The sequence below is a fragment of the Streptacidiphilus sp. ASG 303 genome (genome assembly GCF_020991365.1).
Taxonomy (GTDB): domain Bacteria; phylum Actinomycetota; class Actinomycetes; order Streptomycetales; family Streptomycetaceae; genus Peterkaempfera.
In genome coordinates, this window is sequence record NZ_JAJLRA010000011.1 from 23,621 (window position 1) to 42,362 (window position 18,742).

Below are 18,742 nucleotides of genomic sequence, written 5' to 3' on the forward strand. Positions count from 1 at the left end.
GGCACGGCGGCCGGAGCGCCTCCGCACGCCCCCGCGGCACCCCTCAGCGCCCGGCGACGCTCCAGGCGATGCCGTCCAGGATGTCGTGCTCGCTGACGACCACCTCGGCGGCGCCCGTCCGCTCCACCAGGGCCTGCAGCACCAGGGCGCCGGCGCCGATCACGTCCACCCGGCCGGGGTGGATCACCGGGATCGCGGCGCGCTCCTCGTGGGTCGCCCCCAGCAGCCGCTCCGCGACCGCGTGGACCTGCGCCGCCGGGATGCGCGCGTGGTGGATGCGCGCCGAGTCGTACGCGGTCAGCCCCAGTGCCACGGCCGCGACGGTGGTGACCGAGCCGGCCAGCCCGACCAGGGTGCGGGCCTCGCCCAGCGGCACCTCCTCGGCCGCCAGGTCCAGGGCCCGCTCGATGTCCGCGCGGGCGGCCGCCACCTGCGCCGGGGTGACCGGGTCCGCCCCGGCGAAGTGGCGCTCCGTCATCCGCACGCAGCCCACGTCCACCGAGCGGGCGGCGCGCACCGACGCGTCGCCCAGCACGAACTCGGTCGACCCCCCGCCGATGTCCACCACCAGGTACGGCTCCGCCAGCCGCAGCCCGGCCGCGGCCAGCTCGCGGGTGGCGCCGGTGAAGGAGAGCTGCGCCTCCTCGTCGCCGGTGACCACCTCGGGCCGCACGCCCAGGATGTCCACCACGCCGCGGACGAAGTCGTCGCGGTTCTCCGCGTCGCGGGAGGCGCTGGTGGCCACGAACCGGGTGTGCGCCGGGTCGACGCCGAGGCCCCGGACGGCCTCCGCGTACTCCCGGCAGGCGGCGAAGGTCCGCTCCAGCGCCTCCGGGGCGAGGCGGCCGGTGCGGTCGACGCCCTGGCCGAGCCGGACGATGGTCATCCGGCGGTCGAGGTCCTTCAGCTCGCCCGTCTCCGGGTCGAGGTCGGCGACCAGCAGGCGGATGGAGTTGGTGCCGCAGTCGACGGCGGCGACGCGCGTCCCGGTCACTGGTCGTCCCCTTCCTCGGAGCTCTTCCCGGCGCCCTCGGCGTCCCCGCCGTCGGCGCAGACGCAGGGGCCCTTGCGCCACCACTCGGGCAGCATGTCCAGCGCCTCGTCGCCGAGCGGGTTGACACCGCGGCCGGCCGCCAGCGAGTGGCCGACCAGCACGTGGAGGCACTTCACCCGGTCCGGCATGCCGCCCGCGCTGGGGAAGCCCTCCAGGACCTCCACGGCGTCGCGGCGGGCGAGGTAGTCCTCGTGGGCGGCGCGGTAGCCGGCGGCGAGCCCCTCGTCCTCGCCGAGGCGCGCCGTCATCTCCTTCATCACGCCGTCGGCCTCCAGGGTGCCGATCAGCGAGGCGGCCCGGGGGCAGGTCAGGTAGTACAGGGTGGGGAACGGCGTGCCGTCCTCCAGCCGCGGCGCGGTCTCCACCACGTCGGGCAGGCCGCAGGGGCAGCGGTGGGCGACGGCGCGCAGGCCGCGCGGCACGCGGCCGAGCTGGGCGGCGACGGCGGCGACGTCGGCGGGGGCGACGGGCTCCGCGGGCGCGGCGGCCCCGGAGGGGGAGGCCGGGGCGGCGGAGTCGGCGGGGTTCTCGGGAGAGGTCATGGGATGCGCTGTCTCGTGCGGGGGCGGTGGGCGGGGGTGCGGCGGGCCGGGGTGCGGCGCGCGGGGACCGGGAGGGGCGGCCGGGGTCAGGAGCGGGGTGCGGGGCGGTCGGGGTGGTCGGCGGCGTCCACGGAGTCCCAGACCCCGGTGTACCAGGGCGGCCGGGCGGCGCCGCGCGAGGACGCCGCACCGCCGGGGTCCTCCCCCGCCCCGGCGGTCCCGCCCGCGTCCGGGTCCACGGAGACGTACGGGGTCTCCCCCGGCAGCGCGTAGTGCAGCCGGGCGCGGGCCTGCGCCCGGACGTACGCCGGGTCCTGCCAGCGGGCCTTCTCGCGGCGCAGCTCGTCGACCCGCTCGCGGGCCTGCGCGGCGGCGGCCCGCCGGGCGGCGATGTCGGCGCGCTGGGCGATGAACTGCCGGGTGGGGTAGGCCAGGATCGCGACCAGCGAGCAGAGGACCAGCGCGAGCACCGCGGCCCGGCCGGTGAAGCGGGGCCGGGCCCCGGCCGCGCCGGGGCCGCGTCCGGGTGCGGCCGCCTTCCGGATCGCCATGTGGTCCGTCCCCTCCGTGGTCGTGCGGGTGCCCCGCCGCCCACCCTAGAGGGTGAACGGCGGGGCACCGGGAACGCGGCGGGGTGTCAGCCCTCGTAGCGGAACCGCGGGAAGGCGCCGCGGCCGGCGTACTCGGCGGCGTCGTCGAGGATCTCCTCGATGCGCAGCAGCTGGTTGTACTTGGCGACGCGCTCGGAGCGGGCCGGGGCGCCGGTCTTGATCTGGCCGCAGTTGGTGGCGACGGCCAGGTCGGCGATGGTGACGTCCTCGGTCTCGCCGGAGCGGTGGGACATCATGCAGCGGTAGCCGTTGCGCTGGGCGAGCTCGACGGCGTCCAGGGTCTCGGTGAGCGAGCCGATCTGGTTGACCTTCACCAGCAGGGCGTTGGCGGTGCCGGACTCGATGCCGCGGGCCAGGCGCTCCGGGTTGGTGACGAACAGGTCGTCGCCGACGAGCTGGACCTTGTCGCCGAGGCGCTCGGTGATGGCCTTCCAGCCGTCCCAGTCCTCCTCGTTCAGCGGGTCCTCGATGGAGACCAGCGGGTACGCGGCGACCAGCTCGGCGTAGTAGTCGACGAGCTCGCCCGCGGAGAGCGACTTGCCCTCGAAGGTGTAGGCGCCGTCCTTGTGGAACTCGGTGGCGGCGACGTCGAGGGCGAGGGCGATGTCCTTGCCCGGGGTGTAGCCGGCCTTCTTGATCGCCTCGACGATGAGGTCCAGGGCCTCGCGGTTGGAGTCGAGGTTCGGCGCGAAGCCGCCCTCGTCGCCCAGGCCGGTGGAGAGGCCGCGCTCCTTCAGGACCGCCTTGAGGGTGTGGTAGACCTCGACGCCCCAGCGGACGGCCTCGGAGAAGGACTCCGCGCCGATCGGGGCGATCATGAACTCCTGGATGTCCACGTTGGAGTCGGCGTGCGAGCCGCCGTTCAGGATGTTCATCATCGGGACGGGCAGCACGTGCGCGTTGGGGCCGCCGATGTAGCGGAAGAGCGGCAGGTCCGACGCCTCGGAGGCGGCGTGCGCCACCGCGAGGGAGACGCCGAGGATGGCGTTGGCGCCGAGGGACGACTTGTCCGGGGTGGCGTCCAGGTCCAGCATCGCCTGGTCGATGAGGCGCTGCTCGGTGGCGTCGTAGCCGACGAGCTCGGGGCCGATCTGCTCGATGACGGCGAGGACGGCCTTCTCCACGCCCTTGCCGCCGTAGCGGGACTTGTCGCCGTCGCGCAGCTCCAGCGCCTCGAAGGCGCCGGTGGAGGCGCCCGACGGCACCGCCGCACGGCCGGTGCTGCCGTCGTCGAGGCCGACCTCGACCTCGACCGTGGGGTTGCCGCGCGAGTCGAGGATCTCCCGGGCTACGACGACATCGATGGACGGCACGAGGCATCTCCTTAGGGCGGATATGGATGCGTTACGTCCAGAGCCTAACCGCACGGGTGGCCGGGGCCGCCCCTGGCCGGGCCCTGTCTCGCCGGTCGAACACCCCTACCCGCCGGTAGTCCACCGGGCGTTCCCGGGGCGTTCCCCGGATGCGGCCCGGCGGCCCGGCACGGCGGCGTCCGTGCCGGGCCGCCGGGCGGGGCCGCGGCGGCCGGGGTCAGCCGAGGTCGAGCACCTGGCCGGGGAGGATGAGGTCCGGGTCGGCGCCCACGGTGGAGCGGTTGTCCTGGTACAGCTGCTTCCAGCCGTCGAGGTGGTGGGCCTGCGCGATGCGGGAGAGGCTGTCGCCCGTGCGGACCGTGTAGTCGCCGTCCCGGCCGGCGTCCGGCGCGGCGGGCCGCTGCGGCGCCGCCGCGGCGGGGGCCGCCTGCTGCGGGGCGGCGTGCCGGGGAACGGCCTGCCGGGCCGAGGGGTGGGCGGCGGTGCGCTGCTCGTACACGCTCCGGTGGCTGGTCCAGTGCCAGGCGCCGTCCTGCTGGAACCAGTACACGCCGTCCTGGGCGTCCCAGCCGGCCCGGCCGTCGAAGCTGGGCCCCTGCTCCTGCTCGGTGGCGGAGGCGCCCGCGGGGCTGCCGCCGGAGGCGTGCAGGTCGCCGCGGCCGCTGCCGCGCGAGGCCGCGGAGCCGGAGTCGGAGACCGAGGTGCTGCCGCCGGTGTCCACGGAGGCGTCGGGGCCGCCCGAGGAGAGGCCGGCCTTCACCGAGCAGACCGGCCAGGCGCCGGGCCCCTGACTGTCCAGCACCTGCTCGGCCACCGCTATCTGCTGGCCCTTGGTCGCCAGGTCGGCGCGGTCGGCGTAGGCGGTGCCGCCGTAGGCCGCCCAGGTGCTCTGGGTGAACTGCAGGCCGCCGTAGAAGCCGTTGCCGGTGTTGACGGCCCAGTCGCCGCCGCTCTCGCACTGCGCGACCTTGTCCCAGGTGGAGACGGAGGCGGCGGAGGCGCTGCCCGAGGTGATCAGCGGCAGCGCGATGCCGGCGCCGGTGACGCCGGCGGCGGCGACGAACTTCCTGGTCTGGCTGGGGCGGATGCGGCGGTGGCGGCCGTTTCCGGAAAGCAGCATGAAGGGGTCCCTCTCCGACGCCTGCGAGGTGAGCTGTCGGGTTCGGGCCGGGAGGTGGCCCGGCCGCTCGTGGCGGCTTCACCCCGAGCCGCGCACGGGGAGGTGCGCGGCGGACTACCTGGTTCCCCCGCTCCTGTCGCCAAAGGTCGGTCTCGGCGGTCCGGACGCACGGCGGACAGGACTCGGCGTCCCGCGCGTCGGGTCCGCAGCAGCGGACGCCCGGAGCCTAGACAGATCATCCGACTGATAACAACCCGGCATCACAAACATCACACAGGCGCAAACCCAGGGTCGCGATACGCCTACTGCGGGTCGCTTCACGACCGGTCCCCGGCCGCTCCGCCCCGGCTCGTCAGCCATGTCCGGAATGCACTTGATGCCCTTTTGGCGGGGCTGCCGCCCGGCCGGTCCGCCCGCTCCGGCCGGTCCGACGGGCCGTCACTCCGGGGTGAAGCGGACCGGCAGCTCGCGCAGGCCGCGCATGATGAGGCCGCCGCGCCAGCGCAGGTCCTCCGGTGCGGCGGCGAGCCCCAGGTCGGGGAGGCGGGTGAGCAGGGTCGCCAGGGCGGCCTGCGCCTCCAGGCGGGCCAGGGGCGCCCCCAGGCAGTAGTGGATGCCGTGGCCGAAGCCGAGGTGGGGGTTGTCGCGGCGGGCGAGGTCCAGGGTGTCGGGGCCGTCGAAGCGGGCCGGGTCGCGGTCGGCGGCGGCGAGGACCACCAGCACCGGGTCGCCCGCCGGGATCGCGGTGCCGCCGATGGTGAGCGGTGTGGTGGCGAACCGCCAGGTGGCCAGCTCCACCGGGCCGTCGTAGCGCAGCAGCTCCTCCACCGCGCCGGCCAGCAGGGCGGTGTCGCCCGCCCGGAGCGACGCCTGGAGGAGGGCGCGCTGGCCGGGGTTCCGCAGCAGGGCGTAGGTGCCGTTGCCGATGAGGTTGACGGTGGTCTCGAAGCCGGCGAAGAGCAGGATGAAGGCCATGGCGGCGGCCTCGTTCTCGGTGAGGTGCTCGCCGTGGTCGCTCGCCCGGATCAGGCCGGAGATCAGGTCCTCGCCCGGCTGCGGCTCCGCGGTCAGCGCGGCCCGCTTGCGGTGGATGAGCTCCGCCAGGTAGGTCCGCATCCGCTTCACGGCGCGGGCGACGCCGCCGCGCGGGCCGCCGCCGTGGCGGATCATCATGCCCGCCCAGTCGCGGAAGTCGTCCTGGTCCTCGGCCGGCACGCCCAGCAGGTCGCAGATGGCGTGGATGGGCAGCGGGAAGGCGAACTCGTGGATGAGGTCGGCGCTGCCGCGCGCCGCGAAGGAGTCGATCAGCCGGTCGGTGAGCTGCTGCACCCGCGGCTCGAACTCGGCCACCCGGCGCGGGGTGAACGCCTTGGAGACCAGCCGCCGCAGCCGGGTGTGGTCCGGCGGGTCGATGTTGAGCAGGTGCGTCATCAGGTCCGCGCTGCGCTCGCCGGGGATGCCGACCCGGCCGGAGCGGTGGGCCTGCTCGCTGTGGTGCGCCGGGTCCTTGGAGAGCCGGGCGTCGGCGAGCGCCTGCCGGGCGTCCGCGTACCGGGTGACGAGCCAGGCGTCGACCCCGCTGGGCAGGGTGGTGCGGTGCACCGGGGCGTGCTCGCGCAGCCACGCGTACGCGGGGTACGGGTCGGCGGCGAACTCGAAGGTGAACAGGGCGGGGGCGTGCGGTGCCGGCATCCCCCGAACCTAACGCCTCCGGCGGGGCCGGACCGCACGCCTCCGGCGGGGTGGCGGCGCACGCATCCGGCGGGCGCGTGAGCCTGGTCACCTGCCGGAAAGGGCCTGTTGCGGCGGGTGGTGGTGCGCCTACGATCCCCGGCAGTGCGATGCAGCGGCCGGACAGGGCGACGCCGGCCGCAGGGAGGAGCGTTCCATGCAGGTACGCGGTGCGGTGGCGGTCGTCACCGGGGCGGCGGGCGGGATCGGCGCGGCGCTCGCGCGGCGCTTCGCGGCGGAGGGCGCGGCCGGGCTGCTGCTCGCCGACCTGGACGCGGACGCGGTGGAGGACCTCGCCGGCGAGCTGGACCGGGACGGCTGCCGCGCGGTCGGCGTCGGCAGCGACGTCTCCCGCGAGAGCGACGTGAAGGCCCTCGTGGACACGGCCGAGAAGCACCTCGGGCCGATCGACCTGTTCTGCAGCAACGCGGGCGTCGGCACCGCGCGCGGGATCGACGCGCCCGACGCCCTCTGGCAGGCCGCGTGGGACGTCAACGTGATGTCCCACGTGTACGCGGCGCGCGCCGTCGTCCCCGGCATGCTCGCCCGGGGCCGGGGCTGGCTGCTGAACACCGCCTCGGCGGCCGGCCTGCTGACCATGCCGGGGGACGCGCCGTACAGCGTCACCAAGCACGCGGCGGTGGCGTTCGCCGAGTGGCTGTCGATGACGTACGGCGGGCGGGGCGTCGGGGTGAGCGTGCTGTGCCCGCAGGGCGTGCGGACCGGGATGACCGCCGACCCCGGCGTGGAGGCCGTGCTGAAGGCGTTCGGCCCGATGCTGGAGCCGGACGACGTGGCCGCGGCCGTCGTCGCCGGGCTGGCCGAGGAGCGGTTCCTGATCCTGCCGCACCCCGAGGTGGCCCGCTACGAGCAGGGCCGCGTCGCGGACCGCGACGCCTGGCTGGCGGGCATGCGGGAGGCCGTGGGCGGCGTCGTGCTGCGTCCGGGGGCGGACGCCGCGGACGCGGCCCCGGCCGGCGGGGATGCTGCCGCCACCGAGCGGCGCGACGGCGTGGCCGAGCCCGTCCTCTGATCCGGGCCGCCGGGCCGCCGGGCGCGGGGGCCCGGCGCCCGGCCCGGCAGCGGTTCCCCGGCGGCCCGGCCCTCAGCCGGCCGGGCCCTCAGCCGGCCGGGCCCTCAGCCGGTCCGGCGCTCCGCCGCCCGCACGGCGTCGCGGTAGCGGCGGGCCGCCGCGCGCAGCGCCGCCTCGGGGTCGACCCCCTCGGACTGGGCCAGGGCGGCCAGGCCCAGCAGGGCGTCGCCGAGGTCCTCCTCCGCCGCGCCCGCGGGGAGCGCGGCGGAGGAGCCCGCCGGCACGTCCAGACCGGCCTTGCGGGCCCGGGAGACCAGCTTGGCGGCGAGGGCGAGGGCGGGCTGGGCCAGCGGCACGCCGTCCACGGCGGAGTCGCGCTGCTTCTCGGCCGCCTTGAGCCGGTCCCAGTTGGCCTCGACCTCGGCGGGCGTCTCCGCGTCGGCGCCGCCGAAGACGTGGGGGTGCCGGTACATCAGCTTCTCGACCAGCCCGGCGGCGACGTCGTCGATGCCGAACGGCTCGTCGGGGTCCTCCTCGGCGATCCGGGCGTGGAAGAGGACCTGGAGGAGCACGTCGCCCAACTCCTCGCGGAGCAGTCCGCGGTCGCCCTCCTCGATGGCCTCGACGAGCTCGAAGGCCTCCTCGACCAGGAACCTCACGAGCGAGCCGTGGGTCTGCCCGGCGTCCCACGGGCAGCCGCCGGGCGAGCGCAGCCGGTCCATCACCGCGACCAGGTCCAGCAGGCGGGCGCCGGGCAGGTCGTAGGAGCCGGGCAGGAGCTCGATCTCGGGCACCGCGTCGAGGCCGCCCTCGACCGCGAGGCGGGCGAGGGCGTCGGTGAGGCCGGGGTCGCCGTCGGAGCCGCCGATCCAGACGACGGTGCGGCCGGGCGCCGCGGCCGCCTCGGCGAGGCCGCGGGCGAGGGCGGGCACGGAGGCGGGGGCGTACTGGCCGACCCGCACGCCCGCCTGCCGCACGGCGGGGAGCTGGGGGTGGGCGGGGTCGCCGGCCAGGACGAGGTCGGCGCCGCGCAGGGCCTCCCAGGCGGGCCAGGAGAGCAGGCCGGGGGCGACGCGGTGGGTGGTGGTCAGCAGGACGAGCCGGCCTGCGGCAGCGGGCGCGGGTCCGTCGCGGACGTCGAGGGCCCCCGGCGCGGGCGCGGGGGGCCGGGGAGGCTGCGCGGAGGGGGCCGGGTGCTCGGAGGCGTGCGGGTGCGGGCCGCCGGGCCGTTCGCCGGCCCGGGCATCGGTCCGGTCGCTCGCCTGGTCACTCGTCCGGTCGCTCGTCTGGTCGCTCGTCTGGGCCACCCCACGAACCTACCGCCCGGCGGCGCCGAGGCGCCGCCGGGCGCGGCGGTGCGGCCCGCGGCCGACCGGCGTCAGTGCGCCGGGCCGTCGTGCTCCCGGCGGCGTCCCCGGCCCTGCTCACGGCCGGCGGGGGCGCCGGGCTGCTGCGCCCCGCGCCGGTGCCGCTCGTGCTCCTCCGGGGTCTCCCACGACTCGCTGCCCGGCCCGTGCGAGACCGGCGGCGGGGGCTCCTCCTGCTTGCGGCGGTACCCGGCGATGAAGGCCGCGACCAGGGCCACGACGATCAGGACGCCAATCACGATGATCACCACGACCGCGGGCTTCACGTCGCTGACCACTGCTGCTTCCATCGGCATGATCCCCGCCTACCCGGGGCGGACCCGTGCACACGGGGCGGACCCGCCCGATGCGCACGGGTCCGACCGGGTCAGGAGGGCAGGGAGCCCTGGTCGTGGATCCAGTCCTCGGAGACGTCCGTGAAGGCCGCCTTCCGCGGGTCCCAGGCGCCGTAGCGGGGGTTGACCCGCACCCCGAGGCTGCGGGCGGTGCCGGACAGCTCCCGGCGGACCGCCTCGGCGCCCTGCTGGGTGCCGATGTCCTGGCCGGACAGTCCGGCGAGCTTCCGCATGCCGAGGACCTGCCGGTAGAAGTCGTCCGCCGCCTCCGGGGCGATGCCCTTCTGCTCCAGCAGGGCGCGCTGCAGGGCCGCCTCGCCGCCGAGCTGGCGTGCGTCGGCGGTGCGGGCCTGCTCGACCTCGCCGGGGGTGACGGTGAGCCCGTGCCGCTCCAGGGCGGCGGCGACCAGGTCGGAGAGGACCATGTCGCTCACGGTGTTGCGGGCCAGGCCGCCGTTCTCGGCCTGGGCGCTGCCGTGGTTCTCCCGGGCGGCGGCGTCCCGCCACTGCACGATCCGGGCCTGGACGGCGGAGGTGGTGATCCGGTGGTCGCCGACCACGGCGGCCGTGCCGGGGTTCGCGGTGCCGCCGCAGGCGGTGAGCGCGGCGGCGGCGAGCACCGCACCGGCGACGGCGGTGGCCCGGCGGCGCGCGGGCGCCGCGGGGCGGTCGGGGACGGGGATGCGGATCACGGAGCCTCCCGGCGGTGGCGTGCGGTGTGTCCTGCGGTCGTGTCCTGCGTGCGCGTGGTGCGGTCGTGCGGTGCGGCCGTCCGCCCGGTCCGGCGCGGTCCCGGGGCGGTCCCGGGGCGGTCGTGCGGTCGTCGTGCGGGTGGGGCGGGTCGTGCCGGCGGGGCGTGCGGTGCGCACGGCGCCGGGAGGAAGGATAGGTACGGCGGGGTGCGAAGGCCATGCATTCACCCGATCGCGGCGCCGCGGCCCCCGGACGGCGGCCCGTCCGGGGGCCGGTCCGGCCGTTCAGGGCCGCCGGACGGCGGGGGCGCGCGGCCTCACGGGCCGGACCGGCCCCCGTCGGAGGCGTACGGGTTGCCGGGGACGGGCCCCGGCCGCACGGCGGGCCAGGACCCGCTGCGCGGGTCGGGGCGCGGGTCGGGCACCGGCGGGGCGGACGCGGGGGCCCGCAGCCCGCGCTGCACCCACTCCAGCCCCTCGCGCAGCCGCACCACGCCGGGGTGGTGCGGGCCGTGGCGGCGCTCCTCGTCGAGCAGCAGCTGCAGCAGGACCTCGCGGGCCCCGCGCGGGTCCCCCTCGGCGGCGAGCAGCCTGCCGACGCGCTCGCGCAGGTCGAGGACGCGGCCGGGGTCGTGGTCGAGGCCGCGGTCCAGCCGGGCCTGGAGGAGCGGCAGCAGCTCCCGGTACTCGGCCAGCGCCGCGGCGTTCTCCCCCAGCTGCTCCAGGCATACCGCGGCCTGGCGGCGGCACTCCAGCGCCTCGGCGTCGTCCGGCCCGCGCTCGGCGGCGGCCGCGCGGGCCAGCAGCCGCCACTCGGGCAGCGCCGTCCGGTACCGGCGCTCCACCAGCAGGGTGCGGGCGTACACGCGGCGCAGCGTGCGCACCAGGGGCGCCTCGTCGCCGTGCCGCTTCCCGGCGGCGGGCAGGACGCGGGCGGCCAGGTCGATGACCTCGCTGAGGCGTCCGGCGTCGAGCAGCTCGGGCACCCGGCGGCAGGCGTCGGCGAGGCCCGTGCCGGTCCCGTCGCGGGACGCGGCGCCGTCGGCGTACGGGGAGGGCGCGGGCCGGCCGGGCCCGGGGGGACGCGGCGCGGACGGTCCGGCGGCGGACGGTCCGGCGGGCTGCGGGGCTGCGGGCCGGGGGGCGACCGGCTGGGGGGCCAGCGGGTGGCGGTACGGGCGGGAGGGGTCCGGGAGCGGCCCGTACGGGCGCAGCGCCGCCGCCGGGTCGGCCTCGGCGGCCGGGAGCAGCGGCAGCAGCAGGCGGTAGACCTCCTGGGCGTCGGCGGGCCGGTCGCGGGGCTGCTTGGCGAGCAGCGCCAGCACCAGCGCCTCCAGGGCGGCGGGGACCTCGGGGCGGAGCTCGCGCAGCGGCACGGGCGGGTCGTCGGCGTGCCGGTGGAGCACCCCGAGCGCGGTGGGCGCGCGGAACGGCGGCTCGCCGCAGAGCATCTCGTGCAGCATGCAGCCGAGGGCGTAGAGGTCGCTGCGCGGGTCGGCGGTGGCGGACAGGGCCTGCTCGGGTGCCATGTACGGGGGGCTGCCGACCAGGCCGCCGGTGCGGGTGAGGCGGGTGGCGTCCGGTTCGAGGACGGCGGCGATGCCCAGGTCGAGCACGACGACGCGGCCGTCGTCGCGGACCATCACGTTGCTGGGCTTGAGGTCGCGGTGGACCACCGGCACGGCGTGCACGGCGGCCAGCGCGGCGCAGACCTGGGCGGCGACGGCGACCGCGCGCGCCACGGGCAGCGGGCCGTCCTCGGCGACGAGGTCGGCGAGGCTGAGCCCGGGGACGCGCTGCATGACCAGGTAGAGGTCGTCGCCGTCCTCGCCGGCGTCGTAGACGGTGACCAGGCCGGGGTGGTCGAGGCCGGCCGTCACCCGGCACTCCCGGCGGAACCGCTCGCGCAGCTCGGTGCGGGCGGTCCCGGTGCCGCGGCCGTCGTCGGCGAGGGCGAGGTCGGTGCGGAGGAGCTTGACCGCGACCCGGCGGTCGAGCTGTTCGTCGTAGGCCGCCCACACCTGGCCCATCCCGCCGTGGCCGATCTTCTCGGCGAGGCGGTAGCGGCCGCCCACCAGCCGGTCGCGGGCGGTCACCGGGGTCCGTCCCGCCAGGGGGCGGGGGCCGGGCCGGGCCCGGGGTCGCCGTCGGCGGCCTGGCGGCGCAGCAGCTCGCCCAGTTCGCGCAGCTCGGCGCGGGCGGCCGCGTCGCCGTCGTCGGCGACGGGCGCGGGTGGGGGGCCGGATGCGGGTGCGAGGCCCGGTGCGGGTGCGGGTGCGGCCGGGGGATGCGGTGCGGCGGGGCCGGAGTACGGCAGGGGCCCGGCGTACGGCAGGGGCCCGGAGTACGGCTGCGGCTGCGGCCGGTGGGCGGTGGGCGTGTACGGCGGGGGGACCTGCGGGTACCCGTAGCCGGGCTGCGGCAGGGGCGGGTACGGCGCCGGACCGCCCGCCCAGGGGGCGGGGCGCGGGGCGGCGGCCTGCCACTCCCGGGGCCGGTCCATGACGAGGAAGTGCACCGGTGCCAGGAGGAGTCCGACGACCATCATGGTGATGCCGGTGTAGTCGGCGGGGCCGTACGCGGCGCCCTTGGGCTTGGAGCCGCCGATGGCCGCGCACAGGCAGAGGGTGACGGCGGTGGCCGTGAAGAAGGCCGCCCCGGCCCAGTCGCGGAGGCGGCCGCGCCGCACGGCCAGGTACAGGGCGGGGCCGAAGGCCAGCACGCCGCAGGTGAGCACCGCCAGGAGGACCCAGAGCACCCTGACCGCGGGGCGGGACGGCCCGGGCGGGGCCGGGTACGGCGCGCTCGTGCCGGGCTGCGGGCCGTACATGGCTGCTCCTGGGCGGGGACGGGCGGGGCGGCGGGGCGGTGCCGGGGAAACCGTACCGCTCCGGGCACGCACGGACGCGGTTCCGCGGAGGTCCGAGGCCGATCCGCAATCGCGTGTACGCGCCCCGCCTCCGAGATTCTGTTGACGAAGTTCACATGCTCTGCTGTCATTGACTCATCGCTCGAACGGAAGAGTCCTCACTCGAACCGGGGGTCCCACCATGCTCCGCACCGCCCGCACCGCCGCCGTCGTCCTCTCCGCCGCCCTCGTCGCCCTCGGCGCGACCGCGTGCAACGCGGACACCGGGGAGTCCGTCTCCACCGCCCCCAAGGCGGCCGCCGCCGACAGGGCCCAGGGCAACGGCGCCTCCCGCAAGGCCGCCCCGAGGAAGGCCGCGAAGGTCGGCGACACCATCTCCCTCAAGGGCATGGAGACCACGGCCGACGTCACCGTGCTCAAGGTCGTCGACAGGGCGAAGGGGGCGGACGAGTTCAACACCCCCGACGCCGGGAAGCGCTTCGTCGCCGTGCAGTTCCGGATCAGGAACACCGGCCGCAAGGCCTACAGCGACTCCCCGTCGAACGGCGCGAAGGTCGTCGACGCCGAGGGCCAGGGCTTCGACTCCTGGATCGCCGACACCGCCGCCGGCCCGGGCTTCCCCGCCGACGTGCACATCGCCCCCGGCGGCACCGCGAAGGGCTTCATCACCTTCCAGGTCCCGAAGGGCGCCCGGATCGACAAGGTCCAGTTCGGCATGGACAGCGGCTTCGCCGACCAGACCGGCCAGTGGGACGTCCGCTGACGCGGCACGGCTCTCAGGACGGCTCCGGGACCGAGGACGGCTCCGGGCCGTCCACCTCGCCGAAGCGGGCCAGCGCCAGCGCGCCCGCCACGGCGAGGGCGAAGCCCGCCACGGCGGGGGGCACCATGCCGTGGCGGGTCGTGTCGCCCAGCAGCAGGACGCCCAGCAGGGCCGGCACGGCGGTCTCGCCCAGCACCATCCCCGCCGTCGCCGCGGTCACCGAGCCGCCCCGCACCGCCTCGGTGAGCAGCAGGAAGGCCGCCGCGCCGCCGCCGAGGAGGGCGTACAGCGCCGGGTCGCGCAGGAGCGGCAGCACGTCGGGCGGCGCGACGTCCGGCAGCACCCGGACCGCCAGGCCCACCAGGCCGAAGCCGAACCCGCAGAGCGTGCCCAGCGCCCCCGCCCGGACCGGCCCCCGCAGCCGCCAGGCGGCGGCGCCCAGCGCGGCCAGCACGGCCACGGCGGCCAGCAGCACCCAGTGGAACGCCCCGCCCGGCTGCCGGTGGCCCTCCGCGCCGGCCGTCGCGCCGAGCAGCGCCAGACCGCCGCAGACCCCCGCCACCCCGAGCCACTCCGCGCGGCCCGGCCGCACGCCCAGCAGCAGCGCGCCCGCCACGGCGGTCACCGCCAGCGAGCCCGCGAGGGCGGCCTGCACCAGGTACAGCGGCAGCGTCCGCAGCGCCACCAGCTGCGCGACGAAGCCGAGCCCGTCGAGCGCCAGGCCGGCCGCGAAGGGCGCGTTGGCCATCGCCCGCACCGTGCCGCCCACGCCCGTGCCGCCCGCCCCGGCGCCGGCCGCCCCCGTGCCGGCCGTGGCCGCCCGGCGGGCGCCCAGCGCCTGGAGGACCGTCGCGACCCCGAAGCAGAACGCGGCGGCCAGCGCCGCCGCAAGACCCGTGAACACCCGTAGAGCGTAGGCGACCGCGCCGCCCGCCCGGTCCGTGCGGCCCTGCGTCCGGCCGCCCGGCCGCGGGTGCCCCGCCCGCGGCGGCGCCCCGTCAGCGGGAGGCGGCGGCGTGGAGGGGGAGCCAGGCCGCGTCCGGGCAGCGCAGCGGGACCTCGGCGCGCGGGACCCAGGCGGCCTCGGCGCACTCGGAGGCGGGGTGGGGGCGGGTCGGTGCGCCCGGCCCGTCCAGGCGGAGCGTGTAGAACGCCATGAACGCCCGCGCCGGGTAGGCGTAGTCGGCGGGCGGGGTGCCGAGGAGGGTGATCCGCTGGCCGCCGAGGAGGGCGAGCCGGGCCGGGTCCGCCTCCAGGCCGGTCTCCTCCGCGAGCTCGCGGGCCGCCGCCGCGTGCGGGGGCTCCCCCGGGTCCAGGTGGCCGCCGGGCACCTCCCAGGAGCGGCCGGGCCGGTCGACCCGGGTGAGCAGGGTGCGGCCGGCGCCGTCCAGGGCGAGGACGAAGGCCGTGGTGACGGTGTGCCCGGCGGGCAGGGCGCCGGAGAGGAGGAGGTCCATCCGGTGCGGCGGGCGGATCCACGGCACGGTCGTCGTGCCGATCACGGTGGGGTCCATGGCCCCATCCTTCCCGCGGCGCGGCCCGGGCCGCGCCCCCGGACCGGGACCCGCGGATCGCGGGCCCGGTCCGGGGGCGGCGGACGGCGGACGGCGGACGACAGCCGACGGCCGGCAGTCGGCGGCGTCAGCGGGCCGCGGGCAGCTCGTCGAACATGGCGGTGAGGAACTCCCGGCACCAGGCCAGCAGTTCGCGCCCGACGACCGGCTTGCCGCCGATGCGCCCGGTGGTCGGCCGCGGCACCAGCAGCTGCCGGGCCGCGCCCTTGACGAGGCTGCGCGGGTAGAGCCGGTTCAGCCGCAGCTCCTGCGACTCGCGCAGCTCCACCGGCCCGAAGCGGACGTTGGAGCCCTGCAGGGTGATGTCGCTGATCCCGCAGCGCCGCGCGAAGAGCCGCAGGCCCGCCACCAGCAGCAGGTTCTCCACCGGCTCCGGCAGGCGGCCGTAGCGGTCGGTGAGCTCCTCGCGGACCTGCGCGATGTCCTCCTCGGAGTTCACCGCCGCGATGGACCGGTACGCCTGGAGGCGCAGCCGCTCGCCGGGCGCGTAGTCGTGCGGGACGTGCGCGTCGACGGGCAGCTCGATCTTGACCTCCAGCGGCTCCTCCTCCGCCTCGCCGCCGCCCTCCAGCTGCTCGCGGAACTCCGCGACGGCCTCGCCCACCATCCGCATGTAGAGGTCGAAGCCGACGCCCGCGATGTGGCCGGACTGCTCGCCGCCCAGCAGGTTGCCCGCGCCGCGGATCTCCAGGTCCTTCATGGCGACGTACATGCCGGCGCCCATCTCGGTGTGCTGGGCGATGGTGGCGAGCCTCTCGTGGGCGGTCTCGGTCAGCGGCTTCTCCGGCGGGTACAGGAAGTACGCGTACCCGCGCTCGCGGCCGCGGCCGACGCGGCCGCGCAGCTGGTGCAGCTGCGAGAGGCCGAAGGTGTCGCCGCGCTCCACGATGAGGGTGTTGGCGTTGGAGATGTCGATGCCGGACTCCACGATCGTGGTGGAGACCAGCACGTCGAACTCCTTCTCCCAGAAGTCGACGACGACCTTCTCCAGCTGAGTCTCCCCCATCTGCCCGTGCGCGGTGGCGACCCGCGCCTCGGGGACGAGGTCCTTCAGCCGCGCCGCCGCCTTGTCGATCGACTCCACCCGGTTGTGGATGTAGAAGACCTGGCCCTCGCGGAGCAGCTCGCGGCGGACGGCGGCGGCGATCTGCTTGTCGTCGTAGGGGCCGACGAAGGTCAGCACCGGGTGGCGCTCCTCCGGCGGGGTGGTGATGGTGGACATCTCGCGGATGCCGGTGACCGCCATCTCCAGGGTGCGGGGGATGGGGGTGGCCGACATGGTGAGCACGTCGACGTTGGCGCGGAGCTTCTTCAGCTGCTCCTTGTGCTCCACGCCGAAGCGCTGCTCCTCGTCGACGATGACCAGGCCCAGGTCCTTGAAGCGGGTCTCGGAGGCGAAGAGGCGGTGGGTGCCGATGACGACGTCCACCGAGCCGTCGCGCAGCCCCTCCAGCACCGCCTTGGCCTCGGTGTCGGTCTGGAAGCGGGAGAGGGCCCGGACGCTGACGGGGAAGTTGGCGTACCGCTCGGAGAAGGTCGAGAAGTGCTGCTGCACGAGCAGCGTGGTGGGGACGAGCACGGCGACCTGCTTGCCGTCCTGCACCGCCTTGAAGGCGGCCCGCACCGCGATCTCGGTCTTGCCGTAGCCGACGTCGCCGCAGATCAGCCGGTCCATCGGGACCGACTTCTCCATGTCGCCCTTGACCTCGGCGATGGTGGTGAGCTGGTCGGGGGTCTCCGCGTACGGGAAGGCGTCCTCCAGCTCCCGCTGCCAGGGGGTGTCGGCGCCGAAGGAGTGGCCGGGGGCGGCCATCCGCGCCGAGTACAGCCGGATGAGGTCGCCGGCGATCTCGCGGACCGCCTTCTTCGCCCGCGACTTGGTCTTGGCCCAGTCGGCGCCGCCGATCCGGTGCAGCGAGGGCGCCTCGCCGCCGACGTACTTGGTGACCTGGTCGAGCTGGTCGGTGGGGACGAACAGCCGGTCGCCGGGCAGGCCGCGCTTGGCGGGCGCGTACTCCAGCACCAGGTACTCGCGGGTGGCGCCCTGCACCGTGCGCTGCACCATCTCCACGTACCGGCCCACGCCGTGCTGCTCGTGGACGACGAAGTCGCCGGACTGGAGGGCGAGCGGGTCGATGGCGTTGCGGCGGCGCGACGGCATGCGCCGCATGTCCTTGGTGGAGGACTTCTGGCCGGACAGGTCGGTCTCGGTGACGACGGTCAGCCGCAGCGCCTCGTCGACCAGGCCGTGCTCGATCGAGCCGCAGGAGACGTGCACCACGCCGGGCTCGGGGGCGGCGGCCAGGTCGGCGACCAGGCGGGCGCCGATGCCCTCGCCGCCGAGCATCTCGGCGATGCGGCTCGCCGGGCCGTGGCCCTCGGTGACCATGACGACCCGCCAGCCGTCGGCCAGGCGCTCCTTGGCGTCGGCGATGGCGCGGGCGGTGTCGCCCCGGTACGCCTCCACGGCGCGCATGCCGAGGGTGAGGGTGTCGGGGTCGGCGTCGAGGCGGGCCTCGAAGGAGTCGGCGGAGTCGCTGGTGGCGAAGGGGCTGACGGACCACCAGGGCAGGCCGATCGCGTCGGCGTGCTCGCGGACGTCGGCCAGCGGCCACAGGGAGGCGGCGGAGACGTCGATCGGGGCCAGGTCGATGGGCCGGTCGCCGCCGGAGGCCGCGGCCACCCACGACGCCTGGAGGAACTCCTGGCTGGTGGCGACCAGGTCGGCGGCGCGGGTGCGGACCCGCTCGGGGTCGCAGACCACGGCGACGCTGCCCTGCGGCAGCACGTCCAGCAGCAGCTCCATGTCGTCGACCAGCACGGGGGCCAGCGACTCCATGCCCTCCACGGCGATGCCCTCGGCGATCCGGTCGAGGATCTCGGCCAGTTCGGGGTGGGCGGCGGCCAGCTCGGCGGCGCGGGCGCGCACGGCGTCGGTGAGCAGCAGCTCCCGGCAGGGCGGGGCCCACAGGCCGTGCTCGGCGACCTCCAGGGACCGCTGGTCGGCGACCTTGAAGTAGCGGATCTCCTCGACGTCGTCGCCCCAGAACTCCACCCGCAGCGGGTGCTCCTCGGTGGGCGGGAAGACGTCCAGGATGCCGCCGCGGACGGCGAACTCGCCGCGCTTCTCCACCAGCTCGACCCGCTGGTAGGCGGCGGCGGCCAGGCGGCGGGCGACCTCCTCCAGGTCGTGCTGCTCCCCGCGGCGGAGCGCCACCGGCTCCAGATCCGCCAGGCCCCTGACCTGCGGCTGGAGCACGGAGCGGACCGGCGCCACGACCACCTGCACCGGCCCGGCGGCCGGGTCGTCGGCGCGGGGGTGCACGATGCGGCGCAGCACCGCGAGGCGGCGGCCGACGGTGTCGGAGCGCGGGGAGAGCCGCTCGTGCGGCAGGGTCTCCCATGCGGGGAAGTCGGCGACGGCGTCGGGCGGCAGCAGCGAGCGCAGCGCGGCGGCGAGGTCCTCGGCCTCGCGGCCGGTCGCGGTGACGGCGAGCACCGGCCGGCCCCGGTCCCCGGCGGCGCGCGCGGCGAGCGAGCGGGCCAGGGCGGCGATCGCGAACGGGCGGGCGGCGGGCGGCCCCACCAGGTCGAGGTGCCGGCGGGCGCCGGTGGCGGCGGCCTCGACGGCCTCGGCGAGGGCGGCGTCCTGGGCGACGACGTCGAGCAGTCCGGTCAGGGTCATGGGGTCTTCTTGTCCCGTGCTTCCGGTCAGTGGCGGTCTGGGGTGGTGGGGCT

16 protein-coding genes and 1 riboswitch are annotated in these 18,742 nt (G+C 76.8%); of the genes, 2 read left to right on the forward strand and 14 right to left on the reverse strand.

What is annotated here, in order from left to right; translation table 11 throughout:
- Positions 1 to 43: 43 nt before the first annotated feature.
- From LO771_RS16175 to LO771_RS16205, 6 genes are all read right to left on the reverse strand, one after another.
- On the reverse strand, positions 44 to 994 hold the full coding sequence (locus LO771_RS16175) for a Ppx/GppA phosphatase family protein (protein WP_230653243.1): 951 nt from the start codon (positions 992 to 994) through the stop codon (positions 44 to 46).
- Positions 991 to 1,596: a DUF501 domain-containing protein gene (locus LO771_RS16180; RefSeq protein ID WP_230653245.1), complete on the reverse strand. Its 606-nt coding sequence runs from the start codon at positions 1,594 to 1,596 to the stop codon at positions 991 to 993. Before LO771_RS16180 ends, LO771_RS16175 begins: the two co-directional genes overlap by 4 nt.
- An 86-nt stretch (positions 1,597 to 1,682) precedes the next feature.
- Positions 1,683 to 2,147, reverse strand: a complete 465-nt coding sequence (locus LO771_RS31080; RefSeq protein WP_304944823.1) for a septum formation initiator family protein — start codon at positions 2,145 to 2,147, stop codon at positions 1,683 to 1,685.
- 86 nt (positions 2,148 to 2,233) lie between these two features.
- On the reverse strand, positions 2,234 to 3,520 hold the full coding sequence (gene eno / locus LO771_RS16190) for a phosphopyruvate hydratase (protein ID WP_230652993.1): 1,287 nt from the start codon (positions 3,518 to 3,520) through the stop codon (positions 2,234 to 2,236).
- Positions 3,521 to 3,737: 217 nt separating this feature from the next.
- A complete protein-coding gene (locus LO771_RS31085; RefSeq protein ID WP_304944824.1) occupies positions 3,738 to 4,640 on the reverse strand; it encodes a transglycosylase family protein in 903 nt (300 codons plus the stop codon).
- Between the two features lie 7 nt (positions 4,641 to 4,647).
- Positions 4,648 to 4,798: riboswitch (cyclic di-AMP (ydaO/yuaA leader) on the reverse strand.
- Positions 4,799 to 5,078: 280 nt separating this feature from the next.
- A complete protein-coding gene (locus LO771_RS16205) occupies positions 5,079 to 6,332 on the reverse strand; it encodes a cytochrome P450 (RefSeq protein ID WP_230652995.1) in 1,254 nt (417 codons plus the stop codon).
- A 196-nt stretch (positions 6,333 to 6,528) separates the two neighbouring features.
- Here LO771_RS16205 and LO771_RS16210 point away from each other — a divergent pair, with 196 nt between their 5' ends.
- A complete protein-coding gene (locus LO771_RS16210; protein ID WP_230652997.1) occupies positions 6,529 to 7,404 on the forward strand; it encodes an SDR family oxidoreductase in 876 nt (291 codons plus the stop codon).
- Between the two features lie 104 nt (positions 7,405 to 7,508).
- Here the strand turns inward: LO771_RS16210 and LO771_RS16215 are convergent, their stop codons facing one another.
- The 5 genes from LO771_RS16215 to LO771_RS16235 form a co-directional block, all read right to left on the reverse strand.
- Positions 7,509 to 8,498, reverse strand: coding sequence for a MazG family protein (locus tag LO771_RS16215; protein WP_230653249.1), 990 nt, complete (start codon positions 8,496 to 8,498; stop codon positions 7,509 to 7,511).
- A gap of 284 nt (positions 8,499 to 8,782) precedes the next feature.
- Positions 8,783 to 9,061, reverse strand: a complete 279-nt coding sequence (locus LO771_RS16220; protein ID WP_230652999.1) for a DUF6479 family protein — start codon at positions 9,059 to 9,061, stop codon at positions 8,783 to 8,785.
- 77 nt (positions 9,062 to 9,138) lie between these two features.
- Positions 9,139 to 9,798: a SurA N-terminal domain-containing protein gene (locus LO771_RS16225; RefSeq protein ID WP_230653001.1), complete on the reverse strand. Its 660-nt coding sequence runs from the start codon at positions 9,796 to 9,798 to the stop codon at positions 9,139 to 9,141.
- Between the two features lie 317 nt (positions 9,799 to 10,115).
- Positions 10,116 to 11,894, reverse strand: a complete 1,779-nt coding sequence (locus tag LO771_RS16230) for a serine/threonine-protein kinase (RefSeq protein ID WP_308188923.1) — start codon at positions 11,892 to 11,894, stop codon at positions 10,116 to 10,118.
- A complete protein-coding gene (locus tag LO771_RS16235; RefSeq protein WP_230653003.1) occupies positions 11,891 to 12,628 on the reverse strand; it encodes a hypothetical protein in 738 nt (245 codons plus the stop codon). The genes LO771_RS16230 and LO771_RS16235 overlap by 4 nt, the downstream gene beginning before the upstream one ends.
- A gap of 220 nt (positions 12,629 to 12,848) precedes the next feature.
- Here LO771_RS16235 and LO771_RS30700 point away from each other — a divergent pair, with 220 nt between their 5' ends.
- Complete coding sequence (locus LO771_RS30700; RefSeq protein ID WP_255744438.1) at positions 12,849 to 13,430, forward strand: DUF4352 domain-containing protein; 582 nt, start codon at positions 12,849 to 12,851, stop codon at positions 13,428 to 13,430.
- 13 nt (positions 13,431 to 13,443) lie between these two features.
- On the opposite strand, the gene LO771_RS16245 is transcribed toward LO771_RS30700, so the two are convergent.
- The 3 genes from LO771_RS16245 to mfd all read right to left on the reverse strand — a co-directional run bounded on the left by LO771_RS16245 (position 13,444) and on the right by mfd (position 18,689).
- Positions 13,444 to 14,334 (reverse strand): hypothetical protein, encoded by an 891-nt coding sequence (locus LO771_RS16245; RefSeq protein WP_230653005.1) that lies wholly within the window; start codon positions 14,332 to 14,334, stop codon positions 13,444 to 13,446.
- 94 nt (positions 14,335 to 14,428) lie between these two features.
- Complete coding sequence (locus tag LO771_RS16250; protein WP_304944825.1) at positions 14,429 to 14,944, reverse strand: NUDIX hydrolase; 516 nt, start codon at positions 14,942 to 14,944, stop codon at positions 14,429 to 14,431.
- A 127-nt stretch (positions 14,945 to 15,071) separates the two neighbouring features.
- A complete protein-coding gene (gene mfd, locus LO771_RS16255; RefSeq protein ID WP_230653007.1) occupies positions 15,072 to 18,689 on the reverse strand; it encodes a transcription-repair coupling factor in 3,618 nt (1,205 codons plus the stop codon).
- Positions 18,690 to 18,742 lie beyond the last annotated feature (53 nt).